This window comes from Streptomyces hokutonensis (genome assembly GCF_042751305.1).
GTDB classification, from domain to species: Bacteria; Actinomycetota; Actinomycetes; order Streptomycetales; family Streptomycetaceae; genus Streptomyces; species Streptomyces hokutonensis_A.
In genome coordinates, this window is record NZ_JBHYWD010000016.1 from 122788 (window position 1) to 137648 (window position 14861).

At 68.7% G+C, this 14861-nt stretch carries 16 protein-coding genes and 2 pseudogenes; 7 read left to right on the forward strand and 11 right to left on the reverse strand.

Annotation, left to right across the window (positions count from 1 at the left end):
- Positions 1–107: 107 nt before the first annotated feature.
- The 6 genes and pseudogenes from ACFXC1_RS34655 to ACFXC1_RS34680 all read right to left on the reverse strand — a co-directional run bounded on the left by ACFXC1_RS34655 (position 108) and on the right by ACFXC1_RS34680 (position 6131).
- On the reverse strand, positions 108–1301 hold the full coding sequence (locus ACFXC1_RS34655) for an acyl-CoA dehydrogenase family protein (protein WP_381250497.1): 1194 nt from the start codon (positions 1299–1301) through the stop codon (positions 108–110).
- Between the two features lie 97 nt (positions 1302–1398).
- Positions 1399–2287 (reverse strand): annotated as a pseudogene (locus ACFXC1_RS34660) (NADP-dependent oxidoreductase).
- Positions 2288–2310: 23 nt separating this feature from the next.
- Positions 2311–3354, reverse strand: a complete 1044-nt coding sequence (locus ACFXC1_RS34665) for an LLM class flavin-dependent oxidoreductase (RefSeq protein WP_381250498.1) — start codon at positions 3352–3354, stop codon at positions 2311–2313.
- A 48-nt stretch (positions 3355–3402) separates the two neighbouring features.
- The gene (locus tag ACFXC1_RS34670) at positions 3403–4626 is read right to left on the reverse strand and encodes a DUF3500 domain-containing protein (protein WP_381250500.1); all 1224 of its coding nucleotides are present in this window, start codon (positions 4624–4626) and stop codon (positions 3403–3405) included.
- On the reverse strand, positions 4623–5483 hold the full coding sequence (locus ACFXC1_RS34675) for a cupin domain-containing protein (RefSeq protein ID WP_381250502.1): 861 nt from the start codon (positions 5481–5483) through the stop codon (positions 4623–4625). Before ACFXC1_RS34675 ends, ACFXC1_RS34670 begins: the two co-directional genes overlap by 4 nt.
- 45 nt (positions 5484–5528) lie before the next feature.
- Positions 5529–6131, reverse strand: coding sequence for a cysteine hydrolase family protein (locus ACFXC1_RS34680; protein WP_381250503.1), 603 nt, complete (start codon positions 6129–6131; stop codon positions 5529–5531).
- A 267-nt stretch (positions 6132–6398) separates the two neighbouring features.
- On the opposite strand from ACFXC1_RS34680, the gene ACFXC1_RS34685 reads away from it, so the two are divergent.
- From ACFXC1_RS34685 to ACFXC1_RS34710, 6 genes are all read left to right on the forward strand, one after another.
- A complete protein-coding gene (locus ACFXC1_RS34685) occupies positions 6399–6941 on the forward strand; it encodes a flavin reductase family protein (RefSeq protein WP_318021420.1) in 543 nt (180 codons plus the stop codon).
- 86 nt (positions 6942–7027) lie between these two features.
- On the forward strand, positions 7028–7168 hold the full coding sequence (locus ACFXC1_RS34690; protein ID WP_381250505.1) for a hypothetical protein: 141 nt from the start codon (positions 7028–7030) through the stop codon (positions 7166–7168).
- Complete coding sequence (locus ACFXC1_RS34695) at positions 7165–8034, forward strand: fumarylacetoacetate hydrolase family protein (RefSeq protein ID WP_381250507.1); 870 nt, start codon at positions 7165–7167, stop codon at positions 8032–8034. Before ACFXC1_RS34690 ends, ACFXC1_RS34695 begins: the two co-directional genes overlap by 4 nt.
- Positions 8031–9674 carry a class I adenylate-forming enzyme family protein gene (locus ACFXC1_RS34700; protein WP_381250509.1) on the forward strand — a complete coding sequence of 548 codons (1644 nt, stop codon included), beginning with the start codon at positions 8031–8033 and terminating at the stop codon, positions 9672–9674. The genes ACFXC1_RS34695 and ACFXC1_RS34700 overlap by 4 nt, the downstream gene beginning before the upstream one ends.
- Positions 9675–9698: 24 nt before the next feature.
- Entirely contained in the window at positions 9699–10841 is a 1143-nt protein-coding gene (locus ACFXC1_RS34705; protein WP_381250511.1) for a thiolase family protein, read from the forward strand.
- A gap of 45 nt (positions 10842–10886) precedes the next feature.
- Positions 10887–11621, forward strand: a complete 735-nt coding sequence (locus ACFXC1_RS34710; protein ID WP_381250513.1) for an SDR family NAD(P)-dependent oxidoreductase — start codon at positions 10887–10889, stop codon at positions 11619–11621.
- Here ACFXC1_RS34710 and ACFXC1_RS34715 read toward each other — a convergent pair whose 3' ends face one another.
- Together ACFXC1_RS34715 and ACFXC1_RS34720 are read right to left on the reverse strand one after the other, a co-directional pair.
- On the reverse strand, positions 11622–12338 hold the full coding sequence (locus ACFXC1_RS34715; RefSeq protein ID WP_381250515.1) for a GntR family transcriptional regulator: 717 nt from the start codon (positions 12336–12338) through the stop codon (positions 11622–11624). It lies immediately after the preceding gene.
- Between the two features lie 287 nt (positions 12339–12625).
- Positions 12626–12934 (reverse strand): VOC family protein, encoded by a 309-nt coding sequence (locus ACFXC1_RS34720; RefSeq protein WP_381250517.1) that lies wholly within the window; start codon positions 12932–12934, stop codon positions 12626–12628.
- Between ACFXC1_RS34720 and ACFXC1_RS34725 the strand changes: the two are divergent.
- Positions 12933–13121 (forward strand): annotated as a pseudogene (locus tag ACFXC1_RS34725) (acetyl-CoA C-acyltransferase); the annotation flags it as partial. The gene ACFXC1_RS34720 and the pseudogene ACFXC1_RS34725 overlap by 2 nt on opposite strands.
- 84 nt (positions 13122–13205) lie before the next feature.
- Here ACFXC1_RS34725 and ACFXC1_RS34730 read toward each other — a convergent pair.
- The 3 genes from ACFXC1_RS34730 to ACFXC1_RS34740 are packed head-to-tail and all read right to left on the reverse strand — an operon-like array spanning position 13206 to position 14798.
- The gene (locus ACFXC1_RS34730) at positions 13206–13892 is read right to left on the reverse strand and encodes a cytochrome b/b6 domain-containing protein (protein WP_381250519.1); all 687 of its coding nucleotides are present in this window, start codon (positions 13890–13892) and stop codon (positions 13206–13208) included.
- Positions 13876–14598, reverse strand: a complete 723-nt coding sequence (locus ACFXC1_RS34735; RefSeq protein ID WP_318021395.1) for a molybdopterin-dependent oxidoreductase — start codon at positions 14596–14598, stop codon at positions 13876–13878. The genes ACFXC1_RS34730 and ACFXC1_RS34735 overlap by 17 nt, the downstream gene beginning before the upstream one ends.
- A complete protein-coding gene (locus ACFXC1_RS34740) occupies positions 14595–14798 on the reverse strand; it encodes a hypothetical protein (RefSeq protein WP_381250521.1) in 204 nt (67 codons plus the stop codon). The genes ACFXC1_RS34735 and ACFXC1_RS34740 overlap by 4 nt, the downstream gene beginning before the upstream one ends.
- Positions 14799–14861 lie beyond the last annotated feature (63 nt).

The window sequence follows — 14861 nt, forward strand, 5'->3', positions numbered from 1 at the left end:
CCCCGCTCGCCGGCCGCGGCCCTAGCGCGTGCGTTGCGCTAGTTGGGGCTGTCATGTCCCGCCTCCCCCCCACCCCCCCCCCACTTCGCACAACTGGTGCCTCGCGGTCACAGACCGGGAGGCATGGCAACAAGTGCCGTTCCCATCCACTGCAACTCCGGCGGCGCGCCGACGAGTTCATGACCGATGTCCGCCAGCTGGCTGCGGCTGATCACCGCGTGCTGACAACCGGAGATGGCGTCGCGGATGACGCGCTGAAGCGTTCCGGCGCGCAGTGCGGTGCCTCCGCCCTTGTTGAACGCCCACAGGGCTACGTCCCGGCAGACGTCGTGCATGTGCACGCTGGCGCCGGCGAGCAGACTGGTCTGCCGGCGGCTGAGGGGCTCCCCGCTCGCCACCGAGGCGTCGACCTCGGCGAAGACTTCGGCCCCGAGTGCGCGTGCGGAGCGGTAGGCCAGTTCGAAGTCCGCGTACTCGGTGCGGAAGACCGGGTTGTCCGCGAGCCGGGTCGCTCCGGGCTTGGGATCACGGTTCGCGAAGGCGGCGATCTCGTCGAGGAGTCGACGGGTGGTGCCGGACGCCCACGTCTGGCGCCCGAGGTGAACCATTGCCAGCATGCCGGCGGCCAGGCGAGGAGACATCGGGACGGCGTGGTGATCCGGAACGAAGTAGTCGGTCACGGTGAAGTCGACGGAGCCGGTGCCGCGGAGCCCTATCGTGTCCCAGTTGCCCCGGAGGGTGGCCGCCGAGGCCGGTACGAGAAATATGACCGGCGGGCCGGGAACGGGCTGGTCGCCGTCGAAGACGAAGGAGTTGCACAGCACATAGTCCGCGTTCGGAAGCCCGCTGCAGTACGAGTAGGACGCGGTGAGCCGGTAACCGCCCTCGACCCGGACGGCGCGTCCGCCGGGGTAGGCGGTCGCGGAGAAGTTGGGCACCCCGTCGGCCAGAAGTGATTTCTCGACGGCTTTGTCGAAGAACGCCGTGAGGTAGCCGACGCCCGCGAAGATTCCTCCCGTCCAGCTGATCGACCCGTCGATGTAGGCGAAGCGTTCCAGGACCTGAGCCGAGTCGCTGGGAGACAACGCCAGGCCACCCAGGTCCTTGCCGACATACATCCAGCCGAGGCCGCTGTCTCGCAGCAACTCCACCGTGCGTTCCGTGAGCTTGCCCGCGTCGTCGCAGGCCGGCCCTTCGGCCTGGAGGTCGTCGGCCATCGCGTCCAGGGTGGCGAGCAGTCGGTCGCGGCCGGCGGCGGAGTCGGTGCCTGTCACATCGGCCAGGTCAGTAGTGGTGGTCATGGGAACCTCGATCCGTGAGAACAGTGCTGTCAGGGCGAGGGCCGCGGGAGCGGTCCTCCTGTGTTCGGCTCGGCCGAACCTTTCTGTGATGCGGGGGTTACGAGGGCAGCAACACCAACCGCCCCCGCACCCCGCCCTCCGCGAACCGGGCGTGCGCCTTGGCCACGTCCTCCAGGGCGTAGGTGCCGGCCACCCGAGGGGTCAGCGCCCCCTCGTCCGCGAGCCGGACCAGCTCGGCCAGGCTCGCCCCGTCGGCGTTCACCTCGACGGCATGGGTCCGCACGCCGCGCTCCGTCGGCGGCACCAAGGGCGGCAGGAGGCCGACGTAGACGCCGCCGTCCCGCACCCACGCGAGGGCCTGCTCGCCGAGGATCGCCGCGTCGAGGACCGCGTCAACGCTCTTCGGCTCCCCGCTCGTGACGTGCGCCGCCCCCAGCGACCGTACGAACTCCTCGTCGCCTTCGCGCGCCTGTCCCGTCACCACGAGCCCGCGGCGGGCGGCGAGTTGCACGGCGTAGGCGCCGACCGCGCCCGCGGCGCCGGTCACCAGGACCGACTGTCCCTCCGTCAACTCCAGGAGATCCAGGGCCTGGAGCGCGGTCAGTGTGTTCAGCGGCAGGGTCGCGGCGTGCGCCCGAGTCCACCGTCGTGGGCGCGTTGGCGACGGCGTCCGCGGGTACGACGACGTATTCGGCATGGGTGCCCAGCGGCTTGACCAGGCCGAAGAGGAGCGCAACGACGTTGTCTCCGACCTTCCAGTCACTCTGCTCGCCGACCGCGTCGATCGTCCCGGCGACGTCCCAGCCGAGCCCTATCCGCTGTCCCTCTCCCCCGTAGACCCCGGAACGGGCCGCGATGTCGCACGGGTTCAACGCCGCCGCGGCCACCTTGATCCGCACCTCCCGCGCCCCCGGCTCGGGCACCTCGGTGTCCACGACCTCCACGACCTCGGGTCCGCCGAAGCTGTTCACTACTGCAGCACGCATGGCATGTCTCCTGAACTCATTGATCACTTGTCTGAAGCGGCGGTGGTCGTGGGGTGCTGCCAGGCCCGGAGTTCGGGCATGACGTGTTCGGCGAACAGGTCCATGGAGTGGTGGACCGCGGCCGTGTCCATGAACACCTGGCGGAAGGAAAGGGCGAGGTTCGTGTGTCGAGCCGACCTGACACTCTTGAGCAGCGATTCGGCGACCTGGTCGGGGGTGCCGACGTGGTACGGGATCAGTGGGTTGGCGGCCCAGTCACGCAGCTTCGCGGGTTCGGGCACGTCTGGTTTTCCACTGGTGACTCCCATCCCCACAAATTCGTGACCGGCGAGCCAGCTGAGCCAGTGATGGACCCCGCGGCCGGCCTCGGCCCAGGCCTGGTCCTCGTCCTCGGCGATGTGCACCATGGTCAGGGTCCCTGACCCGTGGTCGGCGGGGTTGTGCCCATGGGCGCGCAGCTCGCTGTCGAACAGTTCCACCATCTGCGGACTGAACGCGGACGCACCGGCGACGTTCAGTCCTCGGCGCGCGACACGCTTCACTCCGACGGGACCGCTGGCGGCGACCCAGACCGGCAGCTTCTCCTGCAGCGGCTTGGTGGTCATCCGCACGTCGGGGAAGGTGAAGTACTTGCCCTGATGGCTGAACTCGTCCTCGGTGAAACACTTGAGGATGACGTCCAGTCCTTCGTAGAGACGGCCCTGGCGTTCGGCGGCGTCGACGTTGAAGGAGCGGAACTCCTCGTTGAACGACCCGGCGCCGACGGTGAGTTCGAATCGGCCCCCGGAGAGGATGTCGAGCGTGGCGGCCTCCTCGGCCACCAGGAGCGGATGCTGGAAGGGCAGCACGGTCAGGTAGGTCCCGATGCGGATCCGGCTCGTGCGGCCTGCGATCGCGGCCAGCACCGGGAACGGGCTGGGGGCCGCCTGATCCCACGAGAAGTGATGTTCGCCGAACCAGACGTGGGTGAATCCGAGCTGCTCGGCGTAGGCCGCGTCGTCGATGTGGTCCTGGTAGATCTGCTGCAGGCTGCGCAGCTCCTCGGGGTGCCGACGAATGACGGGCATGAAACCGACGTCCATGGCGGTCTCCCATCCGATACGAGTTGTCCAACGTCACGTGTGCGGGTGCTGGTGCTGGTGCGCGTAGTGCTGCCGCAGCAGGTCCTTGCCGTAGTCACCGCCGTTGGGGGTGCGCACGATGGTGTGCACGTGGTACGGCTCCGGTTCGTCGTTGTCGAGGAAGATGCCGGCGTGGTTGTCGTACTCGATCAGCACGACCGGACTGTGCACCCGGTAGTAGAAGGGCGCGTGGGGTTCCCACGTCCCGATCCACCCCAGGTGGGTGTCGTCGAGGAAGCGCTTGATCTGGTCGCGGCGGTGCGCACGAGGCTCTGGGGGCAGGTTCTCCAGGTAGGGGTCGGTGAGCGACAGCAGCAGTTCCCGCTGGCCCGGCGTCAGCCGGTCGCCCTCCAGACCGACGTAGGGGAGCACACGGTTGTCCCGTCCCGCTGCCGCGCGGTGGCGGCCGTCGACGATGCCGGACAGTTCGGGCGGGAGGTCCGCGGACAGCATCGAGCCGTACATCAGGGCCCGGTCGCGCTGCGCCGCGCTCAGGGACTCCATGAACTCCCGGGCGCGCTCGCGATGGTCGGCGAACACGGCCTCACCGCCGAACTCCACGCCGAGGAAGGTCGGTGTGAGCACCAACTGGCCGCCGATGAAGACCGCGTGGAGATCGATGTGGTGCCCCGCCAGCTGCCAGCCCCACGGCTGCTGGAGCGACGGCTCGCCGAACAGGGTGAACCGGTAGCAGTACTCGGTGAGTGTGTCCGGGTACTTGCCGACCAGCTTGCCCAGGTCGGCGTTGAGACGCATCGCCTCGCGCAGCAGCTCGTAGCCTTCGGGGCTGACGGTGGCTTCGATCACCGACAGCGCCGCCTCGCGCGCGGGACCGGGCAACTCCTGCAGCAGCAGGCCGTGTTCGGGGAACGTCAGAAAGGCGTTGGACCACACCCTCCATTCGGTGGCGTCGACCGGCAGCACGCCGAGCGCCTGTTGCTCCGCCGTGAGCCGGTCCAGATAACCCCGTGCGTTGTGCACCGCCCGCTCTGTCGGTGCGCCCTCGTCGGCCAGGGCGAAGAGGTCGGTCAGGGGCTGCCCGTCGGTCGTGATCCCCACGAAGGGATCGCCGGCGGTCTCCCCCACCGGCGGCAGCTCCGCGCCCGCGACGAGCTTCATGATCGCCGCCACACCGTCGTCGTCGGAGAAGTCCACCGCGCCCCGCTTCAGCGCCAGGCGCTCCGGGCGCGGCCGGTACCCACCGTCCAGAGAGGTCATGACCGCCCCGCTCCGATCTGCTCGAAGACGGACTGCGGGCCGGTGGCGTCGTGGCCGTTGGCGCTGAAGTCGACACCGCTGTCCCAAGGCTTCACCGGTTCCGGCGCGGGCGAGAGAACCGCCAGATGCTTCTCCGTCACCGTGCCCGCGTTGTACTGCCGGTGCGGCACACCGGCCGGCAGCACCACCAGCGTGCGGGGGCCGACGACATGCTGCTCCAGGGCGATCTCGACGGTCAGTTCCCCCTCCAGCACCAGGTAGTACTGGTCGAAGGCATGGATGTGGGTGCCCGGGCCGGCCCCGCCGGGAGCGACTTCCATGTAGTTGACGACCGTGTGCCGAGCGCCGGTCGCCGGACTGGCCAGCGCCAGCATCCTGAGACCCGGCATCGCTTCGTCCAGGGCGTCGGGATCGACGCGCCGGGTGTAACCGGGGTGGTCGGTGCGGTGGGAGGCCGGTACGTCGTCGGGAGAGTCCACCATGAACGCCAGCTGGGCCATCGGCCCGGGAGCGGGGATCAGCATCTCGAAGTGGGTCTCGGCGCCCGGTCCGTCGTTCCAGTTGCGGTGTGCCAGCCCCGCCGGGATGAAGACGAGGGTGCCGGCACCGATGTGCTGGACCTCGTGCCCCAGCTGGACGTTCATGGTGCCCTCGACCAGGTAGTACAGCTGGTCGACGTGGTGGTAGTGCAGGCCGGGGCCGCAACCGCCTTCCTCGATGTGGCTGTTGATCAGGATCGCGCTCTCCAGATGGGAGAGGAACTGCGCGCGGTAGCCGGGGAACCCCGTGTCGATGGCCCGGTCCGGGTCGAAGGGGCGGATGTACTGCATGCGGGTGGGCGGTGTGATGGGCGGCATCGGCCAACTCCTGCGTCCTGGTGTGGGTCTCGTGATGTGGGCGGCTCAGCGGGAGAAGGCGGCTTCGACGTCCTGGGTGGTGACGATCTCGCCCAGCAGCGTGAAGGTGTCCAGGGCGGCCTGGTGCGTCTCGTCGTTGGCCGCCGAGCACGCGTCGGAGACGATGAGGGTGCGGTAGCCGTGGTTGACCGCCTCGCGAGCGGTGCCCTGGACGGCGTGGTCGGTGGCGACCCCGGAGAGGACGACGGTGTCGATGCCCTTGCCGCGCAGGATCCCGTTGAGGTCGGTGCCGTGGAAGCCGGTGAGGCGGGTGTGGGTGATGGTCAACTCGCCGTGCTCGGGGCTGAGTTCCTCGATGAGATCAGCGCCATGCGTTCCGTCGACGAGGGCCTTGCACTCTTCCACCAGGGCCAGCAGAGGGGAGTTGACGATCAGATCGGTGTAGCCGGGCCGGAAGGCCGTCCGGATGTGGATCACGGAGGCTCCCGCGGCTCGGGCCGCCCGGGTGAGCCGCTGGTTCTTGGCGATGACGCCGTGCCGCTGCACTCCCTCGGCGAAGAACGGTCCGAAAGCACCCTCGGGTGTCACGATGTCGTACTGCCAGTGGATGTTGATGACGGCGGTACGGGCTGGATCGAAATCGGTCATGGTGTCCTCCGACTGGCAGGCCCGCGGGCGTCCGGTTGACCGCTGAGCAACCATGTTTCTGATCGCAACACGACAGCTCACAACTGTCAATAGAAATGTTTGTTTTCAATACAGACATGTCTGTGTTACGTTCACATTGGCTTCCCAAGGGCGTCGCCGGACGGTTCGCGCATGGCCGCGGCACCGCTGGTCCGGCGGCGAGAGCCGATCCCAGGAAGTTGTCGCGCGACGACGTGGTCCCCGTCTGACCGGAAAAGGACTGCAGCAATGGCATGGACATCTCTACCGGCCTCACCGAGCGGCTCTGCCGAGAGTGGGGCGACCCTGGAAGCCGCACGCTTCCGCGACGTCCTCTCCGCGGTGCCCACCAGCGTTGTCGTGGTGACCGCCCTGGACGGCGGCGAGCCGGTCGGGCTGGCCGTCGGCACCTTCCTCTCGGTGTCGATGAACCCACCACTGGTCGGGTTTCTGCCGGCGGCGACATCGAGCAGCTTCCCCCGCATACGACAGGCCGGCGCCTTCTGCGCGAACGTGCTGACCGTGAACCAGCAGCACGTCTCCCAGGCGTTCGCCACGAGTGGCGCCGACAAGTTCGCCGGCCTGTCCTGGCGTCCGGCGCCGGTGACCGGATCGCCCGTGCTGGAGGGCGTGGCCGCGTGGATCGACTGCCGGATCACGACCCAGCACGAGGCCGGGGACCACTTCATCGTCATCGGTGAGGTCGCCGACCTCGACGCCGCGCCGGAGGAGACACCGCTGGTGTTCCACCGTCGCCGCTACACGGGCGCCGTCGGGCCCACCGCGGCCTGAACGCCGTAGACCTCGCCGGATGTTCGCGGGACACAGGTCGCGGCCGACAGCGCGTGGCGGCCCACACACCGCAAGGAAGACCGCAGATGTTCGTCCGTATCACCGATGGCCCCGGCCAGCCGGTCCCGACGGAGGACCCCGGCGACTTCGGGCGGTCCCCCGTCGAAGTCGCCGGCCTCGACACGGCGCGGACGCGCGCCGGCATCCATGAGGAGAAGCACCGATGAAGCTGCTCACGTACCGCATCGGCGACAAGGTGTCGTTCGGGGTCCTCTCGGCCGACGGCGTCATCGACGGCGCCGAGACACTCGGCGGAGAGGCCGCCTCGATCCGAGAGCTCCTGGAACGCGGTCCCACGGGCCGACTGGAGCAGCTCAGCGCGGGCCGCGAGGCCACCCACTCGCTGGCCGAGATCGAGTACCTTCCGCCGGTCCCGGACCCGGCGAAGATCCTTTGTGTGGGCGTCAATTACGTCGACCACCGCGAGGAGACGGGGCACGTCGACAAGCCCGAACACCCCACCGTCTTCAGCCGGTTCGCCGATACGCAGGTCGGACACGATCAGCCCGTCGTCCATCCGCCGAACACAAGGCAGTTGGACTACGAGGGAGAGGTCGCGATCGTCATCGGCCGGCATGTGTCGGTGATCGAGACGGACGCCGACGCCCGGGCGGCGATCGCGGGACTGTCGGCCTACAACGATCTGAGCGCGCGGGACTGGCAGTTGCACAACAGCCAGTGGCTGCCCGGCAAGAACTTCCGCGGCGTCGGCTCCTTCGGTCCCTACCTGGTCACGCTGGACGAGTTCGACGACCTCGGATCGGTACGGCTCACCACCCGGGTCAACGGCGAGGTGCGGCAGGATGCCACGCTGGACCAGCTCGTCTTCGATTTCACGGCGATTCTGGGGTACGTCACCGGGTTCACCTCCCTGGCTCCCGGCGACGTGATCGCCACCGGAACGCCGGGCGGTATCGGACTGGCCGCGAATCCGCCGCGTTTCCTCTCCCCCGGTGACGTGACCGAGATCGAGGTGTCGGGCGTCGGGGTCCTCCGGAACGAAGTCGTGGCGGCGCCCGAGGACCCGCGGTGAACCGGCGTCCCTGGCTGGCCACGTACCCCGGTGATCTGCCGAGGGAGATCGCCCCCGAGTCCGAGTCGATGCTCGAACTGTTCGCGACCACCGTCTCCAGGTTTCCCGACAGAACCGCGATCGCCTACTTCGACGGCGCCGTGTCCTTCCGAGACCTCGACCAGCGCTCGGACGCCCTGGCGATCGCCCTGACGGAGGGCGGCTTCGCCGCCGGCGACCGGTTCGCGCTCTACACCCAGAACAACCCGGCGTTCGTGGTGGGCCTCCTCGCGGCCTGGAAAGCCGGGGGCGTGGCGGTTCTCGTCAACCCCATGAACAAGGCGCGCGAACTGTCCCACCTGCTCAGAGACTCGGGCGCGACGGCCCTGCTGAGCCTCGACGATCTGTACGTATCGGTCGCGCGTGAGGTGCTCGACGGCGGGCAGACCGAGGTGCGGCAGGTCTTCGTGGCATCCGCGCGCGACGACCAGAAGCGCGACGACGAACGAGTCATCCCGGTAGCGCCAACACCCGCGATCCCCGGGACCCTCCGGCTGACGGACGTGTTCGCCCGACACGGTGACCACAAGCCGGCACCGCTCGGCGTGGACACCGAGAAACCGGCGGTCCTGACCTACACCTCCGGCACGACCGGAGTACCGAAGGCGGCCATCAACACCCACCGCAACCTGGCCTTCAACACCCACACCTACCGCGAGTGGATGAAGCTGAGCCAGGACGACGTCGTCCTCGGTATCGCTCCGCTGTTCCACATCACCGGGCTCGTCGGGCACGTCTGCGTCTCGTTGGTGGTCGGCTCGGAACTCGTGCTCGCTCACCGCTTCGACGGCGGGGTCGTCCTGGACGCGATCCGCGAGCACCGGCCGACGTTCACCGTCGGCGCCATCACCGCCTTCAACCATCTCTCCGGACTGCCCGGGGCGACGAAGGACGACTTCGCCTCGCTGCGGGCGGTCTACTCCGGCGGTGCACCGATCGCACCCCAGTTGCGCGACAAGATCCTGGCCCGCACCGGGATGGACATCCACAACTGCTACGGCATGACCGAGACCACCTCGCCGACCCACGCCGTGCCGCTGGGTGTGTCGGCGCCCGTCGATCCCGACACGGGGGCCCTGTCGATCGGCGTGCCCGTCTTCAACACGTCCGTGCGCGTCATCGACGACAACGGCACGGAGGTGCCGCCGGGAGAGACCGGCGAACTCGTCGTCTCCGGTCCGCAGGTCACCCCCGGCTACTGGAACAAGCCGGCGGAGACGGCCGAGAAGCTCGTCGACGGCGAGCTCCACACCGGTGACATGGGCCTGATGGACGAAGACGGCTGGTTCTACCTGGTCGGCCGGCAGAGCGACATGATCATCGCCTCCGGCTACAAGGTGTGGCCCCGGGAGGTGGAGGACGTCCTCCTCGGTCACCGCGCCGTCCGTGAGGCCGCGGTGATCGGCGTCCCGGACGAGTACCGCGGCCAGACGGTCAAGGCGTTCGTGTCCCTGCACTTCGGGCGGACGACCAGTCCGGACGCCCTCATCGTGTTCTGCAAGGACCGTATGGCGGCCTACAAGTACCCCCGTGTCGTCGAGATCGTCGACGAACTGCCCAGGAGCCCGGCCGGCAAGATCCTGCGGCGCGAGCTGCGGTGAGGACCGAGAAGGAATGAGCAGATCATGAACGACGCCGTCATCGTCGCCGCCGTGCGCACCCCGGTGGGGAAGCGCGGCGGTGCGCTGTCGTCCATCCACCCGGCCGACCTGTCCGCCCACGTCCTCGAAGCCCTCGTCGAACGCACGGGAATCCACCCGGCGCTCGTCGACGACGTCGTGTGGGGATGTGTCAGCCAGGTCGGGGAGCAGACCTTCGACATCGCCCGCACCGCGGTTCTGTCAGCGGGTTGGCCCGAGTCCGTACCGGGGACCACGGTCGACCGTCAGTGCGGCTCCTCGCAGCAGGCCGTGCACTTCGGAGCCGCGGGACTCATAGCCGGCTACTACAACGTGGTCGTCGTCGGTGGTGTGGAGAACATGTCCCGGGTTCCCATGGGGGCCGCGGCGGCGACCGGCAATCCGCTGGGCGAGCGCTATGCCAAACGGTACGGCCCGGAGTTCCCCAACCAGGGCATCGGCGCCGAGATGATCGCCGAAGCGTGGGGGCTGTCCCGGACCCGGCTCGACGAGTTCGCGCTGGCCTCGCACGAGCGCGCGGCCACCGCCACGGATGCCGGACTGTTCACCACGGAGATCGAACCCGTCGTGGCGGCCGACAAGTTGGTCACGAAGGACGAGGGCATACGACGCGGCGGGACCCTCGACAAGCTGAGCACGCTCCGCCCGGCCTTCCGCGAAGACGGCCGCGTCACCGCCGCCAACTCCTCGCAGATCTCGGACGGAGCGGCCGCGTTGCTGATGACGACGAGCGAGGCGGCGGCCGCTCTGGGCCTGACGCCGCTCGCCCGCGTCCACACGGCGGTCGTCACCGGTTCCGCGCCGATGCCGATGCTGACCGGCCCGATCCCGGCGACACGCAAGGTGCTGGCCAAGTCGGGAGTCGCCCTCGACGAGATCGGCGTCTTCGAGGTCAACGAGGCCTTCGCCTCGGTGGTGCTCGCATGGGCGGCGGAGTTCGACGTGGACATGGCCCGTGTGAACCCTCGCGGCGGCGCCATCGCACTCGGCCATCCCCTGGGCGGATCAGGGGCCCGGCTGATGACCACCATGCTCCACCACATGCGCGCCGAGAACATCCGCTACGGCCTCCAGACGATGTGCGAGGGCGGGGGCCAGGCCAACGCGACCCTTCTCGAACTCCTCTGACCGCCCCCACCGCTGAAGCCCCCTTCCCTCAGGAGAGAACTCGCGATGAACCTGTCCTTCGACTTCACCGGCCAGTCCGTGATCGTGACCGGCGGCGCGCGAGGTATCGGTCTCGAACTCGGCCGGTTCTTCGCGGACGCCGGTGCCGACGTCTTCCTCATCGACTACGACGGCGAGGAGGTCACCAAGGCCGCGGCCGAGGTGGGAGCGCGAGCCGTCGCCGGTGACGTCAGCAGCACCGAGGACATCGACCGGGCCGTCGAGCAGGTCATCGCCGAGACCGGCCGGATCGACGTCGTCGTCAACAACGCCGGAATCCTGCGCGACAAGGTCCTGTGGAAGCTCACGGACGACGACTGGGAGAGCGTCCTGGACATCCACGCCGGCGGTACCTTCCGCCTGACCCGCGCGTGTGTTCCGCACTTCCGCGCCCGGGGCTACGGCCGGGTCGTCAACGTCACTTCCTACACCGGCCTGCACGGCAACACCGGTCAGGCGAACTACGCCACCGCCAAGGCGGGGATCATCGGATTCACCAAGACCGCAGCCAAGGAACTGGCCCGGTTCGGGGTCACCGTCAACGCGATCTCCCCCAACGCGGAGACCCGGATGGTCGCCTCCATCCCGGAGGACAAGAAGGCCGAACTGGCGGCGGGCATCCCGCTGGGCAGGTTCGGCGACGCTTCCGAGATGTGCGCCGCGGTGGGCTTCCTCGCCTCCCACGAAGCGGGATACGTCACCGGCGTCGTCCTGCCTGTCGACGGCGGGATCTCGATCTGATCAGGAGGCACGTTCGACGTGCAGGGGAACCGACCGGATGGACTCCGCGGCCTGAAGAATCCGGTAGAGCTCCGAGGCGCCGACGTGAATCACTTTGAGGACCGCCTCCCTTGCGCGTTTCTCATCGCGGGCAGCCAAAGCTTCAAAGAAGACGTTGCGCCAGCGGACGTGAGCGCGGTCCAGGAAATTGTCATGCAGCAGTCCGAATCTGAGAACTCGTTCCACATGCGTCGCCAAGGGAAGCGCCATTTCCGTCATCACCGGATTGCCGCAAATCTGGACGAGATAACGGATCGGCGCCGACTTCATCAGGTCAGGACTGAGTTCGGGCGCGGGGCGGTCGTCCGGCGCCGTCGTCGTCACCAATTCGGCGAACGTGGCGATCTGCTCATCAGTGGCGTTGCGGATGATCAGCGCCACCAGCGACGGGGCGGTCAGCTCGAAGGCTTCGAGGATGTCCTGGACACTCTGCAGCGTCATCGGCGTGACCTGCCAGCCCTTGCGCTTCACCGGGCGGGCGAACCCGGCCGCCTCTAGGCGCTGCAGAGCCTGCATCGTCGGCGTCCGCCCCAGACCGAGCGACTCCGAAAGCTCGGACGCCTTGATCCATGTCCCCGGCGCCAGTTCGCAGCTCACGATGGCCTCGCGGAGCGTCTCGTAGGCCTTGTCGCTCATCAGCCGAGCCTTGCTCTGCCTGGCGTCCCCCATCATCGTCATAGCTGTACTATAAACGAAGATCAGCGCGTACCGGACGGCTCCGTAGCCGACTTTTTCGGCACTGTAATTCGTTCGAACTATTCGGCTTTTTCCCGCCGACCACAGTGCGATCTCGCTCCGCTTTTCCACGTGGCACTACCGGTATCTTCCGGCAGATGTGGCGACGATATGCACCAGCCGCCTTGCGGCAGGACCTGGCCGGATCTCCGTATCGCGCGCCAGAAACAGCGGGCAGCCTCAGCAGGGCCGGCGGCCACTGACCAGGTGGCCGCCCTTCAAGAACTCGGTCAGCCGAGTCCGTCGGCCCCCACCTGGACGGCGGACTCGTCCAACAGGGCGCTGCCCACCGGTTGTTGCCGCCCGTCGAGGTCGAGGACCGGGGTCGCCTCCTTGTACCAGGACTCGATCACCGCGTTGCCCCAGAAGTCACGGCGGCGGTCGTCGTGGACGTTCCACCGGTACGTCTCGTGGTCGGGGTCGCCGGTGTAGTAGTCGGAGGTGTAGATCTCCACCCGGTGGCCGTCGGGATCGCGCAGGTAGACGTAGAAGGCGTTGGAGACACCGTGCCGGCCGGGCCCGCGCTCGATGTGCCGCATCCCGTTGGACAGGCTCAACGTGCACGGTGGGGCCATCGCGCTGGGCCATCCGTTCGGCGCGACCGGCGCGCGCATCATGACCAGCCTGATCAACGGGCTGCGCACGCGCGACGCACAGTGGGGCGTGGAGACCATGTGCGTCGGCGGCGGGCAGGGCATGGCCATGGTGCTGGAACGCCTCAGCTGAGTGGAAGTCGGCCGGGTCCTGGCCGTCGTAGCCGACCGACCGGTCCGCCGCAGCAGGCCGGTCGCTCCGGCAACCGGGCCTCTCTCAGTCGACGGGCCCGACGTCGTTCTCAGCAGCTGTGCCGACGGATTGCGCGGCCGGGGTGAGCTGGTCATCGCTGCCGGGCTGTTCGGCTTCCCACAGGGGGTGATGGCGCCTGGCCCAGGAGCGGGACACGAGGCCGGTGCGCAGGCCGGTGCGCGCCTCGGGGTCGTTGTACGCCATCCAGATATGACCGCAGACCAGGGCACCGATGAGCAGGGCCAGCCAGTCGTGGACGAACGTCGCCCCCGTGCGCAGGAACAACGGGGTGAGACGCGGGAACCACATGATGAGGCCGGTGCCGATCATCACCAACACGGCTCCGGAGATCACCGCCGCGTACATCTTCTGACCCGCGTTGAACTTCCCCGACCGGTGAGGACGCCGGCGCAGCGTCGCCCGCAGCCAGCCGCGGTCGTGGGCACCGAACCGGTTCAGGCGGACGAGGTCGGCGCGGAAGGCCCGGGAGACAAGCCCGGCCAGGAGCGGGACGGGCAGGATGATCCCCGCCCACTCGTGCACGGTCACCAGCAGGCTTCGCCGGCCGACGAGCTCCGCCAGCGCGGGCAGGTAGAGGAACGCGGCGGTGACCAGGGCCGTACCCATCAGCGCGGCCGTGGCGCGGTGGATCCAGCGCTCCGCGGCGGTGAAGCGCCGGATCAGCTCGGACGGTTCAGCCGGTCGAGTCATCGTCGCGTCCGTTCGACTTGCCGACCCATGCGTCGATGTCGTAGCCGCGCGGCTCCCAGTAGCCGGGTACGACCCGGTCGGTGACCGTGATCCCGGCGAGCCACTTCGCCGACTTGTAGAAGTACATCGGCGCGGCATACAGCCGTACGGGTCCGCCGTGCGCGGCGGTGACCGGCTTGTCCTGCATCTCGTAGGCGACGAGCATGTCGGGGCGCCGCGCCTGCTCCAGGGTGAGGCTTTCGGTGTACACCCCGTCGAAGCACGTGAAGTGCAGGGCTTTGGCCTCCGGTTTCACCCCGGCCGCCTCCAGCAGATGGGACAGCCGCACGCCGGCGAACGGCGTCTGCGGCACCCGCCAGCCGGTGACGCACTGGACGTCCCGGACCAGGCGGGTGCGCGGCATGGCTTTCAACTCCTCCAGTGTGTACGTCGCCGGGCGGTCGACGAGGCCGTTGACCGTGAGCCGGTAGTCGGCGGAGGAGCGGTGCGGGATGCTGTCGGCCACGGAGTAGAAGCGGAAACCCCCGCCGCCCGGCAGCAGCCCGGTCAGACCGGTGGGGTCCTTGCTGCTCACGGTGGCCAGCAGGCTGTCCGTCACGTCCTGCAGGCGCCCGCCGACCGGCACCGCGACGGCGCCGAGTCCAAGGATGCCGAGAACGACCCGCCGCCCGACCGGCCTGCCCTCACCGTCCGCGTTCTCGGTCAAGCCCCCGCTCCCGCCCGCAGTTTCCTGACTCCGCCGACGAGCAGGATCGCGCCGACGACGCCCACGAACACCCCGATCACCAGCCACTGAGCCTGCCCCGACATGCCGCTGCCCCCGATCACGTCCGAACCCTGCAAGCTCCACACCACGCCGAAGAAGAGCAGCAGAACCCCGACGACCATCCGTATCCAGACCTTCATACCGTGCTCCCAGGAAGCTGTCGAAGACTCACGCGGGTCAGTGGGCCGGGCCGGACTCCGTCG